At 70.9% G+C, this 22,485-nt stretch carries 14 protein-coding genes; 2 read left to right on the forward strand and 12 right to left on the reverse strand.

Translation table 11 applies throughout. The annotated features are described in order from the left end of the window. Window positions 1-7: 7 nt before the first annotated feature. From M3148_RS10575 to M3148_RS10600, 6 genes are all read right to left on the reverse strand, one after another. Entirely contained in the window at window positions 8-4,036 is a 4,029-nt protein-coding gene (locus M3148_RS10575; RefSeq protein ID WP_285884159.1) for an immunoglobulin-like domain-containing protein, read from the reverse strand. A 104-nt stretch (window positions 4,037-4,140) separates the two neighbouring features. After that, the gene (locus M3148_RS10580; protein WP_251304660.1) at window positions 4,141-7,659 is read right to left on the reverse strand and encodes an alpha-L-arabinofuranosidase C-terminal domain-containing protein; all 3,519 of its coding nucleotides are present in this window, start codon (window positions 7,657-7,659) and stop codon (window positions 4,141-4,143) included. Between the two features lie 127 nt (window positions 7,660-7,786). Further along, window positions 7,787-8,863, reverse strand: a complete 1,077-nt coding sequence (locus tag M3148_RS10585; RefSeq protein WP_251304661.1) for an ABC transporter permease subunit — start codon at window positions 8,861-8,863, stop codon at window positions 7,787-7,789. After that, entirely contained in the window at window positions 8,860-9,924 is a 1,065-nt protein-coding gene (locus tag M3148_RS10590; protein ID WP_251304662.1) for an ABC transporter permease, read from the reverse strand. Before M3148_RS10590 ends, M3148_RS10585 begins: the two co-directional genes overlap by 4 nt. Next, window positions 9,921-11,456 carry a sugar ABC transporter ATP-binding protein gene (locus M3148_RS10595; RefSeq protein WP_251304663.1) on the reverse strand — a complete coding sequence of 512 codons (1,536 nt, stop codon included), beginning with the start codon at window positions 11,454-11,456 and terminating at the stop codon, window positions 9,921-9,923. The genes M3148_RS10590 and M3148_RS10595 overlap by 4 nt, the downstream gene beginning before the upstream one ends. A gap of 97 nt (window positions 11,457-11,553) precedes the next feature. Next, window positions 11,554-12,549 (reverse strand): ABC transporter substrate-binding protein, encoded by a 996-nt coding sequence (locus M3148_RS10600; protein WP_251304664.1) that lies wholly within the window; start codon window positions 12,547-12,549, stop codon window positions 11,554-11,556. Window positions 12,550-12,744: 195 nt separating this feature from the next. Between M3148_RS10600 and M3148_RS10605 the strand changes: the two genes are divergently transcribed. Then, window positions 12,745-13,770 carry a LacI family DNA-binding transcriptional regulator gene (locus tag M3148_RS10605; RefSeq protein WP_251304665.1) on the forward strand — a complete coding sequence of 342 codons (1,026 nt, stop codon included), beginning with the start codon at window positions 12,745-12,747 and terminating at the stop codon, window positions 13,768-13,770. A 64-nt stretch (window positions 13,771-13,834) separates the two neighbouring features. Here the strand turns inward: M3148_RS10605 and araA are convergent, their stop codons facing one another. The 6 genes from araA to M3148_RS10635 form a co-directional block, all read right to left on the reverse strand. Then, window positions 13,835-15,343, reverse strand: a complete 1,509-nt coding sequence (araA, locus tag M3148_RS10610; RefSeq protein WP_251304666.1) for an L-arabinose isomerase — start codon at window positions 15,341-15,343, stop codon at window positions 13,835-13,837. Window positions 15,344-15,345: 2 nt separating this feature from the next. Continuing rightward, window positions 15,346-16,071, reverse strand: coding sequence for an L-ribulose-5-phosphate 4-epimerase (locus M3148_RS10615; protein WP_251304667.1), 726 nt, complete (start codon window positions 16,069-16,071; stop codon window positions 15,346-15,348). 193 nt (window positions 16,072-16,264) lie between these two features. Next, the gene (locus tag M3148_RS10620) at window positions 16,265-18,175 is read right to left on the reverse strand and encodes a glycoside hydrolase family 127 protein (protein ID WP_251304668.1); all 1,911 of its coding nucleotides are present in this window, start codon (window positions 18,173-18,175) and stop codon (window positions 16,265-16,267) included. A gap of 44 nt (window positions 18,176-18,219) precedes the next feature. Further along, complete coding sequence (locus M3148_RS10625; RefSeq protein WP_251304669.1) at window positions 18,220-19,035, reverse strand: carbohydrate ABC transporter permease; 816 nt, start codon at window positions 19,033-19,035, stop codon at window positions 18,220-18,222. Beyond that, window positions 19,032-19,967, reverse strand: a complete 936-nt coding sequence (locus M3148_RS10630) for a carbohydrate ABC transporter permease (protein WP_251304670.1) — start codon at window positions 19,965-19,967, stop codon at window positions 19,032-19,034. Before M3148_RS10630 ends, M3148_RS10625 begins: the two co-directional genes overlap by 4 nt. 52 nt (window positions 19,968-20,019) lie before the next feature. Further along, the gene (locus M3148_RS10635) at window positions 20,020-21,276 is read right to left on the reverse strand and encodes a sugar ABC transporter substrate-binding protein (RefSeq protein WP_251304671.1); all 1,257 of its coding nucleotides are present in this window, start codon (window positions 21,274-21,276) and stop codon (window positions 20,020-20,022) included. Window positions 21,277-21,428: 152 nt separating this feature from the next. Here M3148_RS10635 and M3148_RS10640 point away from each other — a divergent pair, with 152 nt between their 5' ends. After that, complete coding sequence (locus tag M3148_RS10640; RefSeq protein ID WP_251304672.1) at window positions 21,429-22,454, forward strand: LacI family DNA-binding transcriptional regulator; 1,026 nt, start codon at window positions 21,429-21,431, stop codon at window positions 22,452-22,454. Window positions 22,455-22,485 lie beyond the last annotated feature (31 nt).

Consider the following 22,485-nt stretch of genomic DNA (forward strand, 5'->3'; position numbering starts at 1 on the left):
CGGTGCGTCAGGCCGCGGAGCGGCGCCGCAGGACCAGCGCCGTGCCCGCGAGGAGGAGCCCGAGGGCGAGCACCGCGAGCGCGCCCCCGACACCCGTCACGGGCAGCCCGCCCGCGCCGCCACCCGTGGGCGGCACGGGTGAGGCGCTCGGGTCAGCGGAGGGGTCCATCGAGGGGCCGCTCGGACCGGTCGGCGGATCCGTCGGGTCCGTCGGGTCCGTCGGGTCCGTCGGGTCCGTCGGCGGGTCGGTCGGGTCCGTCGGATCCGTCGGGTCCGTCGGCGGGTCCGTCGGGTTCACGTCCTCGACGACGACGGTGGCCACCGCCGGCAGGGCGGTGCCCTCGACGGCGCCCTCGACGGTGAACGTCCCGGGCTCCGCGTAGGCTCCCGGCTCGACGTCCGCCCACGTCACCGGCAGCTCACCGGTCGAGCCGTCGGCGTAGGTGACCGTGACAGTCCCCGGCAGCACCGGCGCCTGCCCCACCGCCGTCGTGAGCTCGACGGGAGCCACCGCGTCCACCAGCGCGTCGGGCTGGTACTCACGCAGCAGCCGCTCGCGCTCGGTGGCGGTGATGGGCAGCACCGTGCCGTGGCGGGCGCTGAGGTTGAGCCCCGGCTCGTGGGTCCAGCAGTCGCCGTCGTCGAGGTCGGTGCAGGAGAAGGCGACGTAGCCGTCACCGCCGCCGTAGGGCGGCCAGTCCTGGAAGAGGAACCACGTGTTCTGCCCCGGCTCGACATTGACGTCGCCGGGGTTGGCCCGGAACGCCGTCGGGCCCTCCGCGTGCCGCAGCGGGTCACCGGAGCCGATCCGCTCGGTGATGAGCTCCCACGACGTCCCCACCGCCCCTTCCTGGTAGCGCAGGAGGTCGGGGGACTTCTCGAGGAGCACCTCCATGATGTCGTTGCGCTCGTCCTTGGTGAAGCGGTAGTACGTGTCCTCGTGCTCGACGACGGTCGAGTCGATCACGCCGCGCCCGGGCTCGCGGTAGATGTCGATCCACACCTCCGGGTCGGTGAAGGTGACGAAGTCCCGGGTGAAGGAGATCATCATCCGGTTGTAGCTGTCCCAGGTGCTGCGGCCCTCGGTCTCGGTCGTCTCGTACAGGTTCGAGGCCCAGTACACGGCGTACATGCCGAGGTCCTCGACGTAGTGCGCCTCCGGGGCCCACGTGTTGCCGGCGTAGGGCGTGTTGACCTCCACCATTCGCTGCTCGCTCCACGTCACGAGGTCGGTGGACTCCCACACCATGAGGTTGAGGGAGCCGGACTGCTGCGCGCGGGCGAAGTCCGGCCCCTGGCCCGGGCGGTAGGTCTTGAGGTCCGTGGCCAGGAGGTAGAAGCGGTCGCCCTCGTGGGACCGGATGATGAAGGGGTCGCGCAGCCCCTCCTCCCCCATCGTCGACTCGAGGACGACGTCGTCGTCGTTGAGCGGCAGCCAGTCGAGCGCGTCGTTGCCGTTGCTCGCCGCGAAGTAGATCTGCTCGCCGTCGGGCGTGCTCTCCCCCTTGAAGTGCGGGAAGAAGTACGCCTCGGGCTCCTCCGCGACCGGCAGGGGCTGGACGGTCGCGACGAAGATCCGCACGTCGCTCACCTCGCCCTTGGTGCCGGTGACGGTGAGCGCGACGTGCACCGGTTCCTCGCCGGCCGCTGGACGGGTCACCTCACCGGTCGGTGTGATGACGTCCTCGTCGCCGGAGACCCAGCTCAGCGCAGTCCCGTTCTCCCCCTCCGTGGGCAGCGTGATGTTGCCGCGCACGTCGGTGAGGTTCGGGAGGGCGACGGCGTCGAGGTCCCGCTCGACGGCGGCCGCGTCGTCAGCCTCCCCGTAGGCGTTCTGCAGCGCCTGCCACTCCGCGCCCGTGACCGGCAGGACGGTGCCGTGGCGGAAGCGGCTCGGGAAGGAGTACTCCCCGGCCTCGAGCATCGTCCACTCGCCGCTGTCGAGGTCGGTCGTGGTGAAGGGGACGTAGCCGCGGCCCCCGTACTCGTCGATGAACAGGTACCAGCGCTCCTCGCCGTTCGCCTTGAACACGAGGGGGCCCTCGCCCTGGTTGATGTCGCCGGCCCCGACGCCCTCCCGCACGAGCGTGAAGTCCTCGGCGAGCGGGCCGGAGCCGACCTCCTGGAAGACGTGCTTGCCACCAGGGTTGGCCGCCGAGCGGTTCGCCTCGTTCTTGGAGAAGCGGTGGACCTGGCCGTCGTGCTCGATCATTGTCGTGTCGATGACGGAGTAGCCGGCGTCGATGAGGATCTCCGGCTCGCTGAAGGTGCGGAAGTCCCGGGTGGTCGCGTACATCATCCGGTTGTGGGTGTCACCGGAGTGCTCGGGGCTGTCGTAGAGCTTGGAGGCCCAGAAGACGACGTACTCCCCCAGGTCCGCGTCGTAGAAGATCTCCGGGGCCCAGGCGTTGCCGGCGTTCTCCGGCGCCACCTCGGCCACCCAGCTCTCCGACCAGGTGACGAGGTCGGTGGACTCCCACACGACGATGTTCCGGCTGCCGCGCCGCTGGACCTCGTCCCAGCTGCCGCTCGACTGGTTCCACATCCTCAGGTCGGTGGCGATCTGGTAGAACTTGTCGCCCTCGGGCGAGCGGATGATGAAGGGGTCCCGCAGGCCCATCTCACCGCTCGTCGAGACCATGACGGGCTCGCCGTCGTTGAGGTTCGTGTAGTGCAGCGGGTCGTTGCCCTCGCTCAGCGCGAAGTAGACCTGCTCGCCGTGCTGGAGCCCCTCGCCGAGGAAGTGGGAGAAGAGGTAGCCCTCGTAGTCGGTCGGTGCGGGCAGTGCCGGCACCCGGGCATCGAGGGTCCGCGTGGCGACACCGGAGCCGATCGCCACGCTCGCGGTGAGCGCGACCTCGACGTCGGGCTGTCCGTGCGCCGGTCGGGTGACCTCTCCCGTGGCCGTGATGGTCGCGGGGTCCGCGGACTCCCAGCTGACGCTCGCGCGGTCCGGCCCCTCGGTGGGCAGGTATAGGTTCCCGCGGACGTCATCGAGGTTGTGGACGACGAGCGCGGCCGCGGCCGCCTCGGCCCGTGCCTGGTCGTCAGCCAGCGGGACGACGGTGACGGTGAACTCCTTCTCCGCGCTCGCGCCGCGCTGGCTCAGGGTGGCCGTGAGCGTGGAGGTCGCCGGGTCCTGCCCGAACGGGGGCCGCGTGACGACCCCCGCCGCGGTGACGACGTCTGGGTCCGAGGTCGACCAGGTGACGGCCGAGCCGCCCTCGCTGCTGCTGGGCAGCTCGAGGTCCTCGGTGACCGCGCTGGTGTCGCCGATGTCGAAAGCTGCGACGTCGGTCGCGAGCGCCGCCGCGGCGTTCTGCGCGCTGATCTGCTCGACCTCCTCCGCCTCGAGCGCGTGGTCGTAGATACGGAAGTCGTGGACGGCGCCCTTGAAGTAGGGGTCGCCGGAGTAGAGCGAGCGGCCGATGTAGTTGGCGGTCGTCGTCCCGTCGCCGATGTCGCCCGGCGTGATGGTGATCTCGGTGTTCCGCGCGACCTCGACGCCGTTCTCGTACAGGGTGCCCACGCCGTCGGCCAGCGTGTAGGTGACGTGCGTCCACACGTCGCGCGGCAGGTTGCGGCCGGCGTCGGTGTTCTGCTCGGTGGACCAGTTCCCCGTCGCGATGGCCGTGCGCAGGGGGTTGCCCTCGGCGAAGAGGTAGCCGTCCCCGCTGGAGCCCGCGGTGTTGCCCAGGCCGTAGATGAAGTGTGCGCCGCCGAGGTCCGGGTCCACGCGCACGTCGAAGGCCACCGTGATCGCGTCCAGGCCGCGCATGAGGTCGTCCGGCAGGTCGACGTGGTCGTCGACTCCGTCGAGCACGAGCCCCGCGGGACCGAGCTCGGCGCCGCCGAGGATCTCGCCGTGCCGCTCGTGGCCCGAGACGTCCTGCGCGGTGGTCCCTCCGTCCCCCGAGAGGGGGTAGTGGAGGACGAGCCCGTCCTCCTGGGCGGCGGCCAGCGCGGGAAGCCCCACGACCATGCCGGCGCCGAGTGCTGCAGCCGCGACCGTTGCCACGGTCCGTCGCTGTCTCATCCGTCGTCCTTTCTCGAAGACGGCGTGCGGCGTCGCACGCCGAGGGTTGTGACCAGGGGGACGTGGCGGGGCCGGCGACCCCCCCCCGCCGCCCCCGCCACGTCTCAGCTCTCCAGCCCGCCGCCGCGCCTGGCGCGCAGTGCGAGGCCCGCGCCGAGCAGCGCGAGGACGACCAGGGCCAGCGGACCCACGAAGCCCGCCCCGGTGGCGGGGAGGCGTCCGCTGCCCGGGCCCGACGAGTCGTCCGGCTCGCCGGCGGGCGGGTCGGTCGGCGTCGTCGGTCCGGGGTCCGTCGGCCCGGGGTCCGTGGGCCCCGGGTCGGTCGGCTCCGGGTCGGTCGGCCCGGGGTCCGTCGGGTCCGGTCCGGGCGTGTCGCCGTCGTCGACGGCGAGCCGGAGGAAGGTCACCGAGTGGGCGGGGAACTCGTAGGTGAACTCCTCACCCGCCGTCGTGAGCTCCCGCTCGACCGGGACGACCACGGCCGGGTCGGCCTTGGTGTTCACCGCGGCCGGGTCAGCCGTGATCTCGGTGACCCGGGCGGTCGGTGCCACGGTCACGTCACCCACGGTGATGTCCGTGGCCGCGGCCGTGTCGGCCGAGTTGACCACCTTGACGATGAGCTCCTCGCTGTCGACGTCGCGGGTGACGACGTGGTGCAAGGTGCTGCTCGGCGCGGGCTCGGTGTACTCCAGGTGGAGCTCGTCGTCGAGGTAGAGACGGATCGTCGTGCCCTCCACCTCGATGCGCACGTCGTACTCCTGCCCCGTGGTCAGGGAGACGTTCTCCCGCGCCGCGACCTCACCCTGACGGGCGCCGTTCGCGCGCTCGAGGACGGACCTGGTGTTGTTCCAGCCCCCGATGTTCCACCAGTAGAAGTCCTGCGGTCCGCCGGCGGCGAAGCCGACGAGGAAGCCCTCGCTGCCGGCGAGCTTCGTCGCGGTGAGCTCCACGGTGTAGTTCGTCCACTCCTCGTCGTAGGCACCGGCCGGGACCGTGCGCGCGTCCTCGATCGAGGTGGACGTCTGGCGGTACTGACCGTCGACGACCTCCCAGGTGCCGGCGACCGGTGCCCAGTCCTCGGCGCCGTCGGTGAAGTCCTCCGCCAGCAGCACCTCGCCGTCGTCGCCCGTGACGACGAGGTCGTCGTACGCGGCGCTCGTCGCCCAGGTGGACAGGAACACCCCGCCGGACGTGTCGGGCACCTCGACCTCGCCACCCTCGAGGGCGCTCGGCACGACCTCGTGGCCGCGGTTGTTGGAGAAGAGGTGCTGGACCCAGTAGTTCGGCGTCTCCCACGACTCGTCGTTGTCGAAGTGGATGAGGTTCGCGTCGGCCCACTGCACGTGCTGGTCGTTGGCGAACAGCGGGGCGTAGGAAGCCATCCGCACGATGTCGGAGTTGCGCTCGATGCCGGTGAGGTAGGCCGCCTCCGCCAGCGCGTTGGCGAAGCGGTTGCCGCGTGAGGCGTACTCACCGATGAAGACGTCCGGACCCTCCCGGTCGTAACTGTCGTACCGGTCGGTGTTGGCGAGGAACCAGTCGGCGTCGTTGTAGTAGTGCTCGTCGACCATGTCCGCCCCCTGCGCGGTGGCGAAGTCCCACAGCTCGTCGAACAGGGCCCCGCCCGAGGCGAAGCTGGAGTTGGAGACGATCGAGATCTCCGGGTACGCCTCGCGGATCGCGTCGTGGAACAGCGGGTAGTTCTCGAAGTACTCCCGCTGGGAGTCCTCGTTGCCCAGCCCGATGTACTCGAGGTCGAAGGGCTCGGGGTGGCCGAGCTCGGCGCGGACCGCACCCCACTCGGTGTCGACGTCCCCGGTGGCGAACTCGATGAGGTCGAGGGTGTCGTCGATGAGCGTGTCGAGGACCTCCGGGTCCTGGGTGGCCGCCGGGCCACCGCAGGCGTTGGTGCCGACGGACACGACCGGGAGCGGCAGCGCGCCCAGGTCCTCGGCGAGCATGAAGTACTCGAGGTAGCCGATCCCGTAGGTCTGGTTGTAGCCCCACCAGTTCTTGTTCGTCGCCCGCTCCTCGAGGGGACCGATGGTCTCCTTCCAGTGGAAGATCCGTGCCCGGTCCTCGTAGCCGCTGCCGGCGTAGGTGTCGTAGCTGCCCGCGATGAGGCAGCCACCGGGGAAGCGGAGGAAGGACGGGTCGAGGTCGGCGAGCTTCTGCGTGAGGTCGGCGCGCAGGCCGTACTGCCCGTTGACCGGCCCCTCCCACGTGTTGCCCGGCATGAGGGAGACCATGTCGAGGCGCAGCAGCCCGGCGGCGCCCGTCTCCACCGTCAGTCGGCCGGCGTCGGTGGTGGTGTCGGACGTGAGCGTCACCTCGTACCTGGTCCACTCGTCCGAGCCGTCGACGGCGACGGCGGCGGTCCCGTGGACCTCGGTCCCGGCGGCGTCCTCGAGCCGGATGGACAGGTCCTGGGCGGCGGTGGTGCGGGCCCAGACGGAGAAGTCGTACGCCACCCCCGCCTCGAGGGCCAGGCCCGGGGCGCTGAAGCCCTCGTTGCGGATCGCGGCACCACCGGCCGTCGCGTCCAGACGCAGGTAGTAGCGGTTTGCGTCGTTCAGCCGCTCCTCGTCCGAGACCACCTCGGCCGTCGCGGAGCCGCCGGCCGGCTGGACCACCTGCCAGCCGGTGAGGCCGGTGTAGGAGGCGTTGTCGACGGCGTTGAACTCGAAGGAGCGGTTGCGCACGAGCTCGGCGTACAGGCCGCCGTCCGCGGCGTAGTTGATGTCCTCGTAGAAGAGCCCGTACAGGTCGGGGCTCATCTCGATGTCGGTGCCGTCACCGTCGATGTGCAGGCTGGCCCGCGCCTCCGTCGGCTCCTCGGGCTCCCCCGGCTCGCCGGGCAGCTCCGGCTCACCTGGCTCCTCCGGCTCACCGGGGTCGTCCGGCTCGGGCACGTCCGCCGGCGAGATCGCGAAGTAGTCGAAGACCGCGTCGTGGGACGAGGCACCACCCGGCGCGAGGGCGTAGAGCCCCACCTGCGTGATGTCGAAGCCGACCGTCACGCGGCCGGCCTCCACCCACGCCCCCTCCTCCCAGTAGCTCGTCGTGACGGTGTCACCGGAGCGCTGCAGCCGCAGCGTCTCTCCCGTCGAGCCGGGCCGCGGCGCAAAGGACGCGGTGAACGCGCCGCCCACCTCGAGGTCGGTCTCGAGGACGACCGGACCGCCCTCGGCGAAGCCCACGTGCGCCAAACCGGCCCGGACGTAGTTGTCCATGTCGGCGAGGGCGATGAGGCCGGCGCCCTGGAAGTCTTGGACGGGCGGCGCGGTGAAGGACGTGACGGCCGTGAAGTCGCCGACGGGGACGTCGACGACGAAGACGTTCTGCGCGTCGTTGTCCGACTGGTAGGTGTCACCGGGCAGCGAGGCGATCGTGAGGGCGCCGTCCTCGAGGCGCCAGCTCTCGGCCGACTCGTCGAGAACGGTCCACCGCTCGCCGAGGGACTCAGCGTCGAAGTCCTCGAGCCAGGCATCGGCGGGCAGAATCTCGGGGGGCGCCGCTCCGGACGCCGTCGTCGTACCGGCGAGCATCCCCGCCGTGAGCGTGAGGGCGGTGAGAAAAGCAACAGCTGGTGGCGCTGCAGTGCGCCGTCGAGAGACAATCATGGTGCTCCATTCGTGTACGCGAGTGGGGACATGCCGTGTCGTCGTGTGTGAGGCCCTCCAATGGTCCGGACGTCGTACGGTGCGCCGGGGTGGCAGGTGGCCGCCCGCCACCCCGGCGATCGGGGTGTCAGCTCCTGCGGCGCACCGAGATCGCGCGCTGCAGGATGACGAAGGCAAGCAGCACGATCCCGATGAACACGCGGGTCCACCACGAGTCGAGCCCCTCACGGGCGATGAGCACCTGGATGAGGCCGTAGACGAGCACGCCCACACCGGTGCCGAGGACGAAGCCCACGCCGCCGGCGAGGAGCGTGCCACCGATGACGACGGCCGCGATCGCGTCGAGCTCCATGCCGATCCCGGTGAGGTTGAACCCGGAGCGGGTGTAGAAGGCGAAGAGGATGCCCGCGATGCCCGCGCACGTGCCGCTGATGACGTACACGAGGATCCGCGTCCGCTCCCCGCGCAGGCCCATGAGCCGGACGGCCGACCCGTCGTCCCCGCTGCCCAGCCCGTAGACGGTGCGGCCGAAGCGCGTGTAGTGGAGCAGGTAGAACGCGAGGAGGAGGACGACGAGGGCGACGACCATGCTCGAGTTGACCCGCCAGAGGCTGCTGCCCTCCCCGAACTGCAGGCTCCAGGAGGCCAGCGCGGAGAAGCCGGGATCGTCGATGGCGAGCGACTGCACGCTGACGACGTTGGCCAGGCCACGGGCGAGGAACATGACGGCGAGCGAGGCGATGAAGGGTTGGATGTCGAACACCTGGACCATGACGCCGATGAGCAGGCCGCACAGGGTGCCGATGAGGACGCCGACCGCGAGCACGATCGGCAACGGCACCCCGGCGATGAACAGCTGGGCGACCGTGAGGCCGACGAGCGCGACGACGGCACCGACGGAGAGGTCGATCCCCCCGGTGAGGATGACGAAGGTCATCCCGACGGCGAGGACGAGCAGGTAGGAGTTGTCCACCAGCAGGTTGGAGAACAGCCGCATGCTGACGAAGCTCGCGCGGTCCGTGCTGTAGCGGGCCTGACCGACCCCGAGCATGACCACCAGGGTGGCAACGGTGCCCACCACCGGGAGGAAGCGCCGGTCCAGCCGGCCGATGCGGGCCTGCAGCGCCGCTCGGGCGCCGGGCGCGGGAGGCGTGGCCTGCGAGCCGGCCTCCGTCGTTCCACGGGTCTGCGTCTGTGATCTCACGCTGCCACCTTCTCGGGGTTGACGTCTGCCCGGGCCCGCCGCAGCTGCACGCGCTCGCGCAGGATCGGCGACGCCGCGACCGTGACGGCGATGAGGACGAGCGCCTTGAACAGCGGCGTCGTCTCGGAGGGCAGCTGGAAGATGATGACGGCCCGCTCGATGGTGCTGAGGATGAGTGCACCGACGACGACGCCGCCGAGGTAGAAACGTCCGCCGGAGAGCTTCGTGCCGCCGAGCACGACGACCATGATGGCGTCGAGCTCTCGCATGAGGCCGATGTTGTTGGCGTCGGCCGCCATCGTCGGGGCACCGTAGACGATGCCCGCGAGCCCGGCGAGGAGCCCGGCGATGACGTAGACGATCCACGTCGTGCTGCGCGCCTTGACGCCGGAGAGGCGGGAGGCCTCCCCGTTGATGCCGATGGACTCGAGGAACATGCCGAGCGCGGTCCGCCGGACCACCAGCGTGAGGAGCACGAACACGGCCAGCGCGATGACCACCGGTGTCGGGATCCCCAGCACGAAGCCCGAGCCGATCGACTTGAAGGGCGGACTGGTCACCGTGGTGATCTGCCCCTGGGTGATGAGCATGGCGATGCCGCGCCCGGCGACCATGAGGATGAGCGTCGCGATGAAGGGTTGGATCCCCAGGACGGTGACGAGGAAGCCGTTGAAGACGCCGACGAGCGTGCCGACGAGCAGCCCGAGGCCGACGGCGGTGATCGCCGTGGCGGCACCGGGGTCGGCTGCGCCGTCGATGTACTCGAGGGAGACGGCGAGGGAGATCGCCATGATCGCGCCGACCGAGAGGTCGATGCCTCCGGTGGCGATGACGAGGCACATGCCCAGGGCGAGCAGGAGCGGTGTCGCGCTGTTGCGCGCGATGTCGACCAGCTGGCCGAACAGGTGCCCGTCACGGACGGTGACGTCGAGGAAGCCGGGGCTGCGCAGCCCGCAGGCGAGGACGAGGAGGACGAGGGCGACGATCGGCCAGAACATGCCGTGGCTCGAGATGTCGCGCAGCAGGTTGCGCCCTGCCGGTCGGTCGGTGGACGCGGTCATGTCTCCTGTGCTCCGCTCGCGATGGTCTCGAGGATGGACCCGGGGGTGACGTCGTCGTCGTTGGTGACCTCCGCGATGACCTGACGGTCGCGGAGCACGAGGATCCGCTCGCTGAGGCGCACCACCTCCTCGAGCTCGGAGGAGATGAAGACGACGGCCATGCCGTCGCGCGAGAGGTCGGCGACGAGCTTCTGGATCTCCGCCTTGGCCCCGATGTCGATGCCGCGGGTGGGCTCGTCGAGGATGAGCAGCCGCGGCGAGGTGGCGAGCCAGCGCGCGAGCAGCACCTTCTGCTGGTTGCCGCCGGAGAGGTTCTTGATGAGTGCGTTCGGGTTGGGCGGGTTGATGTCGAGCGCCGTGATGTACTTGGCGACGATCGCGTCCAGCTCCTTGCGCGGGATGGGCCGCCACGTGCCACGGCCGGCCTGGATCGCCAGCGCGATGTTCTCCCGGACGGTGAGGTCGCCGACGATGCCCTCCTTCTTCCGGTCCTCGGTGGAGAAGGCGATGTCGTGGCTCAGCGCCACCCGGGGTGAGCTGAGCCGGACCGCCGTGCCGTCGATCTCGACGGTGCCATGGTCGGCCCGGTCGACCCCGGCGAGCAGCCGTCCCGCCTCCGTGCGGCCGGACCCGAGCAGCCCCGCCATCCCGACGATCTCACCGGCGTGCAGCTCGAGGTCGAAGGGCTCGATGGAACCGTCCTTGCCCAGGCCGACGATCCGCATGAGCGGCGTGCCGCCGCTGACGTCACGGGCGGCGACCTCGCGCGCCTCCTGCTCGATGTCCTCGAAGGCGTCGCTGGCGCGGCCGATCATCTTCGAGATGAGCTCGAGGCGCGGGAGGTCGGCGGTGCGGTGCTCCCCGACGAGCCGGCCGTTGCGCAGCACGGTCATCCGGTCGGAGATCTCGTAGACCTGCTCGAGGAAGTGAGAGACGAACAGGACCGCGACCCCGGTGTCCCGCAGCTGGCGGATGACCCGGAAGAGCTCCGCGACCTCGGCCTTGTCCAGGCTCGACGTGGGCTCGTCGAGGATGAGGACCTTGGCGTCCACGACGATCGCGCGGGCGATCGCGCACAGCTGCTGCACGGCGATGGTGTGCGAGGCGAGCGGCGAGCGGGGGTCGATGTCGAGGCCCAGCTGCGCGAGGTGGCGCGCCGCCTCCCGGTGGGTGGCGCGCCAGTTGATGAAGGGGCCGGTGCGGACCTCGTGCCCGAGCATGACGTTCTCACCGACGGTGAGGTTCGCGCAGAGGTTGACCTCCTGGTACACGGTGCTGATCCCGGCCGCCTTGGCCGCGCCGGGGTCGCTGAAGCGCTGCTCGCGGCCGGCGACGACGACGCGGCCGGCGTCGATGCCGTAGACGCCGGTCAGCGCCTTGATGAGGGTGGACTTCCCGGCGCCGTTCTCGCCCATGAGGGCGTGGACCTCACCGGGGAACAGCCGGAAGTCGACGGCGTCGAGCGCCTTGACACCGGGGAACGTGATGGTGATCCCGGTCATCTCGACGACCGGGGTGGGTGCAGCGGACATCGCCGACCTTCCGTGTGGGGGGATGGGTGACCGACGCCGGCCCGCCGCCGTGGCGGGCCGGCGGTCGGCGCCGGGGAGCTCCCGGCGCCGGCCTGCGTCAGTACGGCCGCTCGTCCACGAACTCCTGCGTGATCGTCTGGTCGAAGGCGCTCTCCTCGACGAAGGTCTGCTCGGGGACCTCCTCGCCGGCGTGCACCTTGCTGATGAGCTCGGCAAGCTGGTCACCGAACACCGGGTTGCACTCGACGACGTAGTTGAACTTCCCGTCGACGAGGGCCTGGAGCCCGTCCTTGACGGCGTCGACGGTGACGATGGTGATGTCCTCACCAGGCTTCATCCCGGCCGCCTCGATGGCCTCGATGGCCCCGAGCCCCATGTCGTCGTTGTGCGCGAAGATGAAATCCATGTTCGGGTAGGCCTGCAACGCCGCTTCGACGGCCGTGCGGCCCTCGGCGCGGGTGAAGTTGCCGCTCGCCTCGCCGATGACCTGGTCCCCGACGACCTCCCGGAAGCCGTCCTGGCGGTCGACCTGTGCGCCGGAGCCCATCGTGCCCTGGAGCTCGAAGATCTGGGCGTCGGGGTGGTTCTCGGCCACCCACTCCCCCGCGGTGACGCCCTCGGCGCGGAAGTCCGAGCCGATCCACGTGACGAAGGGGTCCTCGACCGTCGTCTCGACGGTGCGGTCCACGAGGACGACGGGGATGCCGGCGTCCTTGATCTCCTGCAGGACCTGGTCCCAGCCGGTCTCGATGACCGGTGAGAACGCGATGACGTCCATGTCCTGCGAGACGAAGTCGCGCAGGGCCCGGATCTGGTTCTCCTGCTTCTGCTGGGCATCGACGAAGGTGAGCTCGATGCCGTTCTCCTCGCTCAGGCTGGCCTGGACCGACTCGGTGTTGGCCGTGCGCCACCCGCTCTCGGCTCCGAGCTGGGAGAACCCGACCCGGATCGGCTCGTCACCCCCGCCCCCGCCGCCGGTCGCGCCGTCGTCGCCGGCGTCGCCGTTGCCTCCGCCACAGCCGGCCAGGGCCAGCATGGCCGCTGTTGCCAGTGCTGCCGTCGCCCGCAGGCGGGCGCCTCTGCTACTGAACATGTCTCCTCCTCGAGCGCATCGACCTCGATGCCTGTCGCACTCCATGTGCGTGTGCCAGTGTGTTAGCGCTCTCATTGTGCGCGCTAACATTGCCGTGGTCAAGTGGGTCGGGCGGGCGCGGTCGAGGCAGACCGCGCTCCCGTTCACCCGCCCAGACCTGAGCAGTCGACGTCGACACCGCCCGCAGGAGACATGATGAACGCACGACCGACGCCGCACCGTCCGCCCGTGATGGCCGACGTCGCCGCACGAGCCGGGGTGTCCCACCAGACCGTCTCACGCGTGCTGAACTCGCCGGGGCTCGTGCGGCCTGCGACGCGTGAGCGGGTGCGCCGGGCGATCGCCGATCTCGGCTACCGGCGCAACCTGTCTGCGCGGGCACTGGCGACGAACCGCAGCCAGCTCATCGGCGTCGTGACCCCGGGCGTGACGCTCTTCGGACCGAGCCACGCGACGACGGCGATCCAGCACGCGGCCCGTGCTGCTGGGTACGCGAGCGTGACCGCCGCGATCGAGGACGCGACCGCGAACCCGCACGACGTCCTCGAGTTCTTCCTCGACCTGCGCGTCGACGGGATCGTCGTCGTGGCGCCCACCGTCAGGACGGCCGAGGCGGCGCACGAGCTGGCCGTCTCGCTGCCCGTCGTCATCATCTCGGCTGACCAGCCGACCTCCGGCCCCCTCCACCTGGTCACCATCGACCACCGTCAAGGAGCGCGCGACGCCACCGCACACCTCATCGGTCTTGGGCACCGCCACATCGCCCACGTCGCCGGCCCGGCGGACTGGTTCGAGGCACGTGCACGCGTCGAGGGGTGGCGTTTCGAGCTCCTCGACGCCGGTCTGCCGACCCTCGACGTCGTCGAGGGCGGCTGGGACGCGGGCCAGGGCTACGAGGCCGGGCAGCGGCTCCTCGGGCAGCGTGATGTCCCGACGGCCGTCTTCGCGGCGAACGACCACCTGGCGCTCGGTCTCCTCCGGGCCTTCGCCGACGCAGGCCGCTGCATCCCCGACGACGTCGCCGTCGTCGGGTACGACGACGTCCCCGGCTCGGCCTTCTACGCACCGTCCCTCACGACCGTGCGACAGCCCTTCGACGACGTCGGCCGCCAAGCGATCGAGACGCTCCTGGCGGTGCTCGCGGGCAACGTGCCCGACCCGACGTCCAGCCGGCCGGAGCTGGTGGTCCGTGCGTCCTCAGGTCCGCACGTCCCGCGGTGAGCGCCCGGTCGGCGCGCGAAAGGGGCCGGCCCAGGTGGGCCGGCCCCTTCTGCGTACCGTCCTGCTACAGACCCTGCGCCAGGCGGTAGTAGGCAAGGTTGAGGCGCAGCTCGTCGCGGAAGGCCCGCGCCGAGGTGTCCTCGTCGATGACGGCGAGCTCGATGCCGGCGATGGTGGCGAGGTCCTCGAAGGCCTCGATGCCCAGCGCCGTCGACATCACGGTGTGGTGGGCTCCCCCGGCGGTGAGCCAGCACTCCGCGGAGGTCGCGAAGTCCGGGCGCGGCTCCCACACGGCGCAGGCGACGGGCAGGTTGGGAAGGTCCTCGTCCGGCTCGACGACGTCGACGACGTTCGCGGTGAGGCGGAAGCGCTCGCGCAGGTCGGCGAGGGAGACGAGGACGGCCGGGCCCGGGTCCGCCGTGAACTTGAGGCGGACCGGGTCCTCGCGGTCACCGATGCCGAGCGGGTGGATCTCCAGTGACGGGCGGTCAGCGGTGAGGCTCGGGCAGACCTCGAGCATGTGGGCGCCGAGGATCTTCTCCCGGCCCGGGGTCAGCTCGTAGGTGTAGTCCTCCATGAGGGAGGCACCGCCGGGCAGGCCGTAGCCCATGACCTTGGCGGCGCGCACGAGGATCGCCGTCTTCCAGTCGCCCTCGGCGCCGAAGCCGTAACCGTCGGCCATGAGTCGCTGGACGGCGAGGCCGGGCAGCTGGCGCAGGCCGCCGAGGTCCTGGAAGTTCGTCGTGAAGGCGGTGAAGCCACCCTCCTCGAGGAAGGACCGCAGCCCGAGCTCCTGGCGGGCGCCGTAGCGCAGCGAGTCACGCCGCTCACCGCCGGCTCCCAGCTCGGGGACGACGTCGTACAGCTCGTCGTACTCGGCGACGAGCGCGTCGATCGCGGACTCCTCCACGGCCTCGACCCGCTCGACGAGGTCGTTGACCCCCCACGTGTTGATCGAGACGCCGAGCGCGATCTCCGCCTCGGTCTTGTCCCCCTCGGTGACGGCGACGTCGCGCATGTTGTCCCCGAACCGGGCCACGCGCATGTGCTGCAGCGCGTCCCAGCCGGCGGCCGCGCGAGCCCAGGAGGCGATCTTGTCGCGCACCGGCTCGTTGCTGGCGTGCCCGACGACGGTCTTGCGCGCCACGCCCATCCGGGTGGCGAGGTAGGCGAACTCCCGGTCGCCGTGCGCCGCCTGGTTGAGGTTCATGAAGTCCATGTCGATCGTGGACCACGGCAGCGCGAGGTTCGCTTGGGTGTGGAGGTGGAGGATCGGCTTGTCCAGCGCCTCGAGGCCGAGGATCCACATCTTCGCCGGGGAGAAGGTGTGCATCCACACGACGACGCCGAGGCAGCGCGGGTCGGCGTTGGCGGCCCGGGCGGTGTCCCGGATCGCGTCACGGTCCTTCATCGTGCCCTTGAGCACGATGCGGACGGGAATCTGCGCGGCCTCGCCCAGCGTCGCGACGATCTGGGCCGACTGCTCGGCCACCTGGGCCAGGGTGTCCTCGCCGTAGAGGTCCTGGCTCCCGGTGAGGAACCAGATCTCCTTGCCCTCGAAGGGGTTGTCCATGGTCAGCTCTCCTGCTCGTCGTCGTCGGCGGGCTGGCCGTAGACGTTCTGGTAACGGTCGTAGAGGCGGTCGATGTCCGCCTGGTCCATGGGGATCGGGGTGCCGAGCTGGCGGGCCAGGAAAGTCGTCCGGGCCACCTCCTCGACCATGACGGCGGCCTTGACGGCGGCGCGGGCGTCCTTGCCGATGGTGAAGGGTCCGTGGTTCTGCATGAGCACCGCCGGCGAGCGTGAGCCGCGCAGCGTCTCGACGATGCCGCGGCCGATGGAGTCGTCCCCGATGAGCGCGAAGGGGCCGATCGGCACCGGGCCGCCGAACTCGTCGGCCATCATCGTCAGCGTGCACGGCACGGGCTCACCCACCGCTGCCCACGCCGTCGCGTAGGGCGAGTGGGTGTGGACGACGCCGCCCACCTCCGGCATGTGCCGGTAGACGTACGCGTGCGCGGCGGTGTCGGACGAGGGCTGCAGGTGGGCCGCGGTGCCGTCGTCGATCTTCGTGCCGTCCAGCTCGCACACGACCATGACGTCGGGGGCCAGCTCGTCGTAGGAGACGCCCGAGGGCTTGATGACGAACAGGTCGGTGCCGGGCACCCGCTGGGAGACGTTCCCCGCGGTCCACACGACGAGCCCGTTGCGCGGCAGCTCGGCGTGGAGGGAGGCGACGATGCCGCGCGTGTTGGCCACCGCCTCGCGCTGCTCGGCGGTGAGGTCGGTCAGCGCTCTCATCGCGGGCTCTCCTTCATGCCGGTGACGGAGGTGGTTGTCCTGGGCGTCATTCGTGTCCTCACGTTTCGTCGTCATCGACCCATCGCCGACGATGTTACCGCTCACATTGCGATTTGCCGAGTACGCACACTCGGTCACGGAGAGCGCCCAGGAAAGCGCGTCCGGTGACCGTACGTGCGTACTCGGCGCGTGGTCAGGCCTCGGGGATCCAGACGCGCATCGTCGAGGGGCCGCGGTTGCCCCAGCGGTGGTAGGGCACGAGCGGGACGAGCCCGGCGTCGGCCACCGTCTCCGGGTGGGCCGGCTCGTCCGCGAAGGGCCAGTCGCGCTCGCCGGGCGCCGCAGTGCGGACCCGGACGAGCACCTGGCCGTCACGCTCCACCGGCGCTGCCTCGACATCGACGGCGGCGAGGTTGACGTCCTCGCCCAGGTCCGTTGACTCCAGGGCCATGACGAGCGGCCCGCGCTCGACGGCCACCTGGCCGCGCACGGCATCCACGCGCGGGTCGGCCCACGTCCAGCGGGCACGCACGGGCAGGTCGAGCTCGACGACGTCGCCCGCCCGGAAGGCGCGGCGCACCTCGGCGTAGCCTGGCAGGACGGTCGTCTCCTCCCCGTCGACGCGCAGGACGGCGCCGGCGGTGGCCCAGCCGGGCACGCGCACCCGCAGCGTCCAGGGCCGGGTGGCGTCCTCGCGGACGGTGACGCGCACCCGCCCGTCGTGGGGGTACTCCGTCTCGACGTCCAGGGCGACGGGGCAGCCGTCGGGCAGCGTGGTGCGGACCTCGGAGGTGACGAGCTGCTGGAGCTGGACGCCGTCGTCGTCGGCCGTGGCCACGTAGGTGCCGAAGGAGGCGATCGTGCGAGCGACGTTCGTCGGGCAGCACGAGACTGCGAACCAGGGCGCCCGCAGGCTCGAGGCGGCACGGGCGGCAACCTCGTCGGTGGCCGCCGTGGTCCCGGGCTCCCGCTGGTGGAGGGTGTTGGTGTAGAAGAAAGCGTGGCCGTCCTCGGACGGGGAGGTGGCGACGACGTTGAGCAGCACCCGCTCGACGAGGTCGGCGTGGACGGGGTCGCCGGTGGCGAGGAGCAGCCGCTCCCCCACCATGGCGGCGCCGACGCCGGCGCAGGTCTCGGAGTAGGCGCGGTCCGACGGGAGCTCGAAGTCGTCGCCGAAGGCCTCGCCCTCGTGGTGGGCGCCCATGCCGCCCGTGAGGTAGGTGCGGCGGGCGACGGTCCGGCTCATCTGGCGGGTGACCGCGCCGAGCAGCTCCTCGTCGCCGGTCTCCACCGCGACGTCGATCGCGCCGGCGGCGAGGTAGAGCGCCCGCACGGCGTGACCGCGCAGCACCTCGGCCTCGCGCACCGGGACGTCCTCCTGGAAGTACTCCGGGCCGAACCAGATCTCCCCGAGGCGCCCGTGGCCGCGGCGCTCGACGAACAGCCGCGCCTGGTCGAGGTACTTGCGCTCCCCCGTGTAGCGAGCCAGCTCGGCCAGGGCCGGCTCGATCTCCGGGTGCCCGCAGATCGTGTCGAGCCCGTCGGGACCGAAGGCCTCGCACACGTGGTCGGCGGCGCGGATCGCGATCTCGACGAAGCGGTCACGCCCGTGCGTGCGGCCGCGGGCGACACCGGCCTGGATGAGGTGGCCGAAGCAGTAGAGCTCGTGACCCCACTCCATGTCGCTGTAGCGCGGCTGCTGGCCGGGCCGGCCGAAGTGCGTGTTGAGGTAGCCGTCCTCCTCCTGGACCGGCTCGATGCGCTCGACCAGCGCCTGGAAGCGGGCCTCGAGCTCGGCGTCGCCGGTGCGCCCGACCTCCCAGGCCATCGCCTCCATGAGCTTGTAGACGTCGGAGTCGGCGAACTCCCGTCCCTGCCGGTCGGCGGGCAGCCGGCCCTCGACGGCCGCGTCGAAGTTTCCGATCCACCCGACCCGCTCCATCCAGTCCTCGGCGTGGCGGATCATCACCGTGGCGTTGAGCTGCTGGAAGTCCTTCCAGAACCCGCCGGTGACGCGGACCTCGTGGAGGTCGAGCGGGCGCAGGGGGCCGGTCGAGGGAGAGACGGGCAGCGCGCGGACCTGCGCGTCGTGGCCTGTGGGCATGGCGAAACCAACTCCTTGTGAGAAGGGGCGTGCAACGGGTGGGGCTACTTGACGGCGCCGACGGTGAGGCCGTCGCGGAGCAGGCGGTAGCTGAGGGCGTAGACGACGAGGATCGGCAGCGATGTGAGGACGGCCAGCGCCATGAGGCCGGGCCAGTCGATCCCGAAGGCGCCGACCTGCTGCGCGACGAGCGCACTCAGCGGGTAGGTGCCCGGTGAGAGGAAGAGGTTGACGGCGTAGAGGAACTCCCCCCACGCGAGCATGAAGACGAGCGTCCCCGTCGTCGCGACGCCGTTGCGGGCCACCGGAAGCACGATCCGGGCGAAGGTGCGCACGAGGTTCGCGCCGTCCAGCGAGGCCGCCTCCTCCAGGGAGACGGGCACGGCCCGGAAGAACGGACGCATGAGCATGACGGCGAAGGGCGTGAGGAGGGCGGTGTCGGCGATGATGACGCCGAGCGTGCTGTCGAGCAGCCCCCAGCTCCCAAAGACCTGGAACAGCGGGATGACGTTGGCCGTCTGCGGGAGCATCTGCAGGACGATGAGCAGGGCCAGGCCGACGGAGGTGATGAAACCGCTCGTGCGAGCCAGAGCGTAGGCCGCCGGGATCCCGATGAGGAGGACGAGCGCCGTCGTCCCGACCGCAATGATCACCGACTGGCGCAGCGCGACCGCCAGGTCCGGGCCCAGCACGTTGACGTACGCCTCGGTGACGGGGCGGAACAGGAGGGTGGCGTCGCTGCTGAAGACGTCGCCGCTGGACTTGAAGGACGTGAGGACGATCCACACGAGCGGGATGCCGTACAGCAGCGCGAGAAGGATCTTGATGCCGGTGGTGACCGGACCTGCCTTCATGCTCATGACTCGCTCTCCTCGCGGCGGATGCTGCGGACGTAGACGAGGGCCAGGACGACGACGAGGAGCACGGTGATGACCGACGTCGCCGATCCCAGGCCGAAGTCGTAGCGCCCAAAGGCCTGGAGGTACCCGAGGAAGGGCAGGGTCGTCGTCGCCGAGCCCGGCCCGCCGTACGTCATGACGTAGATGTAGTCGAAGCTGCGGAAGCCGAACACGATGGTGAGGACGAGCAGCACCATGGCCGTGGGGCGGGCGGCGGGGATCATGATGTGGCGGATCTCCTGCCACCTGTTCGCGCCGTCGAGCGAGGCGGCCTCGAAGACCTCCGGGGAGATGTTCATCAGCGCGGCCCGGAAGACGAGGGCGTTGAACGGGATGACGGCCCAGGCGTTGACAAAGGCCACCGCCCACAGCGCCCACTGCGGGTCGTAGAGGAAGGGCAGCGCCGTCTCCGTGAGCCCGAGCGCGCGGGCGGCCATGTTGACGAGGCCGGCGTCGGCGAGGAGGAACTTCCAGACGCTGCCGTTGACGACCGGCGGCAGTGCCCAGACGAAGACCATGACGGCGAGGACCGCCGCGGACCACCAGCCGGTGGTCCGCAGCGCGATCGCCGCGGCGAGCCCGCCGACCATGCCGACGACGGTGACGAAGAGGACGAAGACGAGCGTGCGCCCCAGGGCGGCGGTCGTCTCGCCCGACTCGAAGCCGGCGCGGAAGTTCTCCAGGCCGCTGAAGACCCACTCGGTGTTGAGCGTCGCCGACGTGACGTCGCTCAGGCTCATCGACACGAGCGTGTACAGCGGGTAGATCGAGAACAGGGCGAAGAAGATCGCCGCGGGGACGAGGAAGGCGTACCGCGTGTTCCGCACCCGCGCGGGCCGCGCGGAGGTGCGGCCACGGCGGCGGGGAGGCGCCGGTACCGGGGTGATGGTCATGTCAGTCCATGCCTCTCACGTGTTGTTGTCGACATCAGCGCCTCCCCCTCCGTCAGCCGATGAGGCCCTGGAGCTGGCCGACGACCTGCGCCGCGGCCGCCTCGGGGGCGGTCTGCCCGGCGAGCGCCGCGCTCCAGGCCTGGCCCACGGCCGCCTGGACGTCGGCGACGGCCTCCGGCGGGATGACCTGGGCCGGGTAGTTCGTGCCCATGTCGGCGAGCGTCTGGGCGAAGGGCTGGAGCAGCGGGTCGCTCGTCACGCCCTCCTCCTGGGAGGCGTCGGCGCGGGAGGGGATGGAGCCCACGTTCTCCTGCGCGATGAGCTGGCCGTCGTAGTCGAGATAGGTCGACTGGAGGTACTCCCAGGCGAGGTCGGGGTTCTGGGCGTTGGCGCCGATGGCTTGGCCCTCACCACCGAGGTACACCTGGCCGCCCTCGTCGAGGGGCAGCGGGACGACGCCGTACTCGAAGCCGGCGTCCGCCGCGGCGGCGCCCATCTGCCAGTTGCCGTTCTCCGCGAAGGCGACGCCACCGGCGGTGAACTGCTGGAAGGGGACCGTCTGGTCCCAGGTGACTGCCTCCTGGGAGAGATAGCCCTCGTCGATCCAGCCCCGGACGCGGCCGAAGCCCTCGGCGAGGGCGGCCTCGTCGAGGTTCTCGTAGTCGAACCCGGCGCTGCTCAGCCAGGGGTAGGCCTGCCACTCGCCCTGCGACTGCGGGAGGGCGGACAGCGTGATGCCCCGGTGGCCGGCCTCGACGGCGGCGGCCATGGCGGACTCGAGCTCCTCCATCGTCGTGGGCGGCTCGACGCCGATCTCCGCGAGGATGTCGGCGTTGTACCAGAGGCCCAGGAGGTTGACGTAGCCCTGGACGGCGTAGGTGGACCCGTCCATGCCGTGGAGCACGGCGTCGGGGAACTGGTCGGCGCCCTCGAAGTCCGCCCAGTAGTCGTCGAGCGGGGCGAGCGCGCCGGCCATCGCCAGGGTGCTCCACTCCGCGCCGTTGAAGACGATGACGTCGGGGCCCTGCCCTGCGCCGGCCGCGGAGACGACCTTGGAGTTCATCTGGTCGTAGGGCTGGAACACGTTGTTGACGGTGATGCCCTCGTGCTCCTCCTCGAACTTCTCCGCGTACGCGTCCATCAGCGCGACCTGGTTGTCCTCGCTGAAGTAGTGCCACACGGTGAGCTCGTTCGAGCCACCACCGGTGGCCGCATCGTCGGCGTCGTCCCCGCCGCCGCACGCCGCCAGGGTCAGTGCCAGGACAGCGGTGGCCCCCACCATCGCGCGCCTCGTGAACTGGGTCGTCATTGCACCCTCTCCTCCTCCGGGCGCTGTGGCCCGGATCCCATGTGGGATCGGCACGGAAACGTACCGAAATGGTTTTCGGCTGCACCGTAACACGAGACTGGGGTCAAATTTCAAGGCTAGGATGACGACGGTTTCATCCGTGAGGAGGCGTAATGGACGACGGGGACGGCACCCGCTCACGCAACGTGACGCTCAAGGACGTCGCCCAGCTGTCTGGGGTCTCGGTCGCGACCGCGTCCAAGGCGCTCAACGGGCGGGCGAACGTCCACCCCGACACTCGGCGACGAGTGGTCGAGACGGCCGAGCGGCTCTCCTTCACGCCGAACACGCTCGCGCAGAACCTGCTGAGCGGGCAGAGCGGCACCGTGGGCCTGGTGACGAACGACCTCGAGGGCCGCTTCTCCATCCCCATCCTCATGGGTGCTGAGGACGCCTTCGGCGCCGGGAAGACCTCGATCTTCCTGTGCGACGCCCGCGAGGACCCGATCCGCGAGTCCTACCACCTCCAGGCCCTCCTGGGGCGCCGGGTGGACGGGCTCATCGTCGTCGGGAGCCGGACCGACCCGCGGCCCCCGGTCCCGGACGTGCCGGTCCCGGTCATCTACGTCTACGCGCCCTCGGAGGATCCCGCGGACCTCTCCTTCGTCCCGGACAACGTCGGTGCCGGGCGGCAGGCCGCCGAGCATCTCATCACGCTGGGCCGACGGCGGATCGCGCACATCGCCGGTGATCCGACCTACGCCGCGGCGCGTGACCGCGTCCAGGGCGTCGACGAGGCGATGGCCGCCGCCGGCCTCCAGCTCGTTGACGGCCGCGCGGTCCACGGGACGTGGTCGGAGTCGTGGGGACGGGCCGCCACCCGCACGGTCCTGGACCGCTCCCCCGACGTCGACGCCATCGTCTGCGGCAGCGACCAGATCGCCCGGGGGGTGCTCGACACCCTGCGCGACCTCGGCCGGGACGTGCCGCGCGACGTCGCCGTCGTCAGCTTCGACAACTGGGAGATCCTCGCGACCGGTGCGCGCCCCCAGCTCACCAGCGTCGACATGAGCTTCGAGCGGCTCGGTCGTCGGGCCGCGCAGGCGATCTTCGACGCGATCGACGGCAAGGCGGCGTCGGGCGTGCACACCGAGCCGTGCCGGCTCGTCGTCCGTGGCTCCTCCCTCGAGGGCGCCTGACACACCGGACGTGGCACCGACACGGTGCCCG

It is taken from the genome of Georgenia satyanarayanai (genome assembly GCF_023715365.1).
GTDB lineage: Bacteria > Actinomycetota > Actinomycetes > Actinomycetales > Actinomycetaceae > Oceanitalea > Oceanitalea satyanarayanai_B.

Bases quoted from the DNA above. Each gene is read 5' to 3' on its own strand.
- M3148_RS10590 (WP_251304662.1), bottom strand. From the start codon at position 9,924: ATGACCGCGTCCACCGACCGACCGGCAGGGCGCAACCTGCTGCGCGAC.
- M3148_RS10595 (WP_251304663.1), bottom strand. From the start codon at position 11,456: ATGTCCGCTGCACCCACCCCGGTCGTCGAGATGACCGGGATCACCATC.
- M3148_RS10620 (WP_251304668.1), bottom strand. From the start codon at position 18,175: ATGCCCACAGGCCACGACGCGCAGGTCCGCGCGCTGCCCGTCTCTCCC.
- M3148_RS10580 (WP_251304660.1), bottom strand. From the start codon at position 7,659: ATGATTGTCTCTCGACGGCGCACTGCAGCGCCACCAGCTGTTGCTTTT.
- M3148_RS10640 (WP_251304672.1), top strand. From the start codon at position 21,429: ATGGACGACGGGGACGGCACCCGCTCACGCAACGTGACGCTCAAGGAC.
- M3148_RS10605 (WP_251304665.1), top strand. From the start codon at position 12,745: ATGAACGCACGACCGACGCCGCACCGTCCGCCCGTGATGGCCGACGTC.
- M3148_RS10600 (WP_251304664.1), bottom strand. From the start codon at position 12,549: ATGTTCAGTAGCAGAGGCGCCCGCCTGCGGGCGACGGCAGCACTGGCA.
- M3148_RS10625 (WP_251304669.1), bottom strand. From the start codon at position 19,035: ATGAGCATGAAGGCAGGTCCGGTCACCACCGGCATCAAGATCCTTCTC.
- M3148_RS10630 (WP_251304670.1), bottom strand. From the start codon at position 19,967: ATGACCATCACCCCGGTACCGGCGCCTCCCCGCCGCCGTGGCCGCACC.
- M3148_RS10575 (WP_285884159.1), bottom strand. From the start codon at position 4,036: ATGAGACAGCGACGGACCGTGGCAACGGTCGCGGCTGCAGCACTCGGC.
- araA (WP_251304666.1), bottom strand. From the start codon at position 15,343: ATGGACAACCCCTTCGAGGGCAAGGAGATCTGGTTCCTCACCGGGAGC.
- M3148_RS10635 (WP_251304671.1), bottom strand. From the start codon at position 21,276: ATGACGACCCAGTTCACGAGGCGCGCGATGGTGGGGGCCACCGCTGTC.
- M3148_RS10615 (WP_251304667.1), bottom strand. From the start codon at position 16,071: ATGAGAGCGCTGACCGACCTCACCGCCGAGCAGCGCGAGGCGGTGGCC.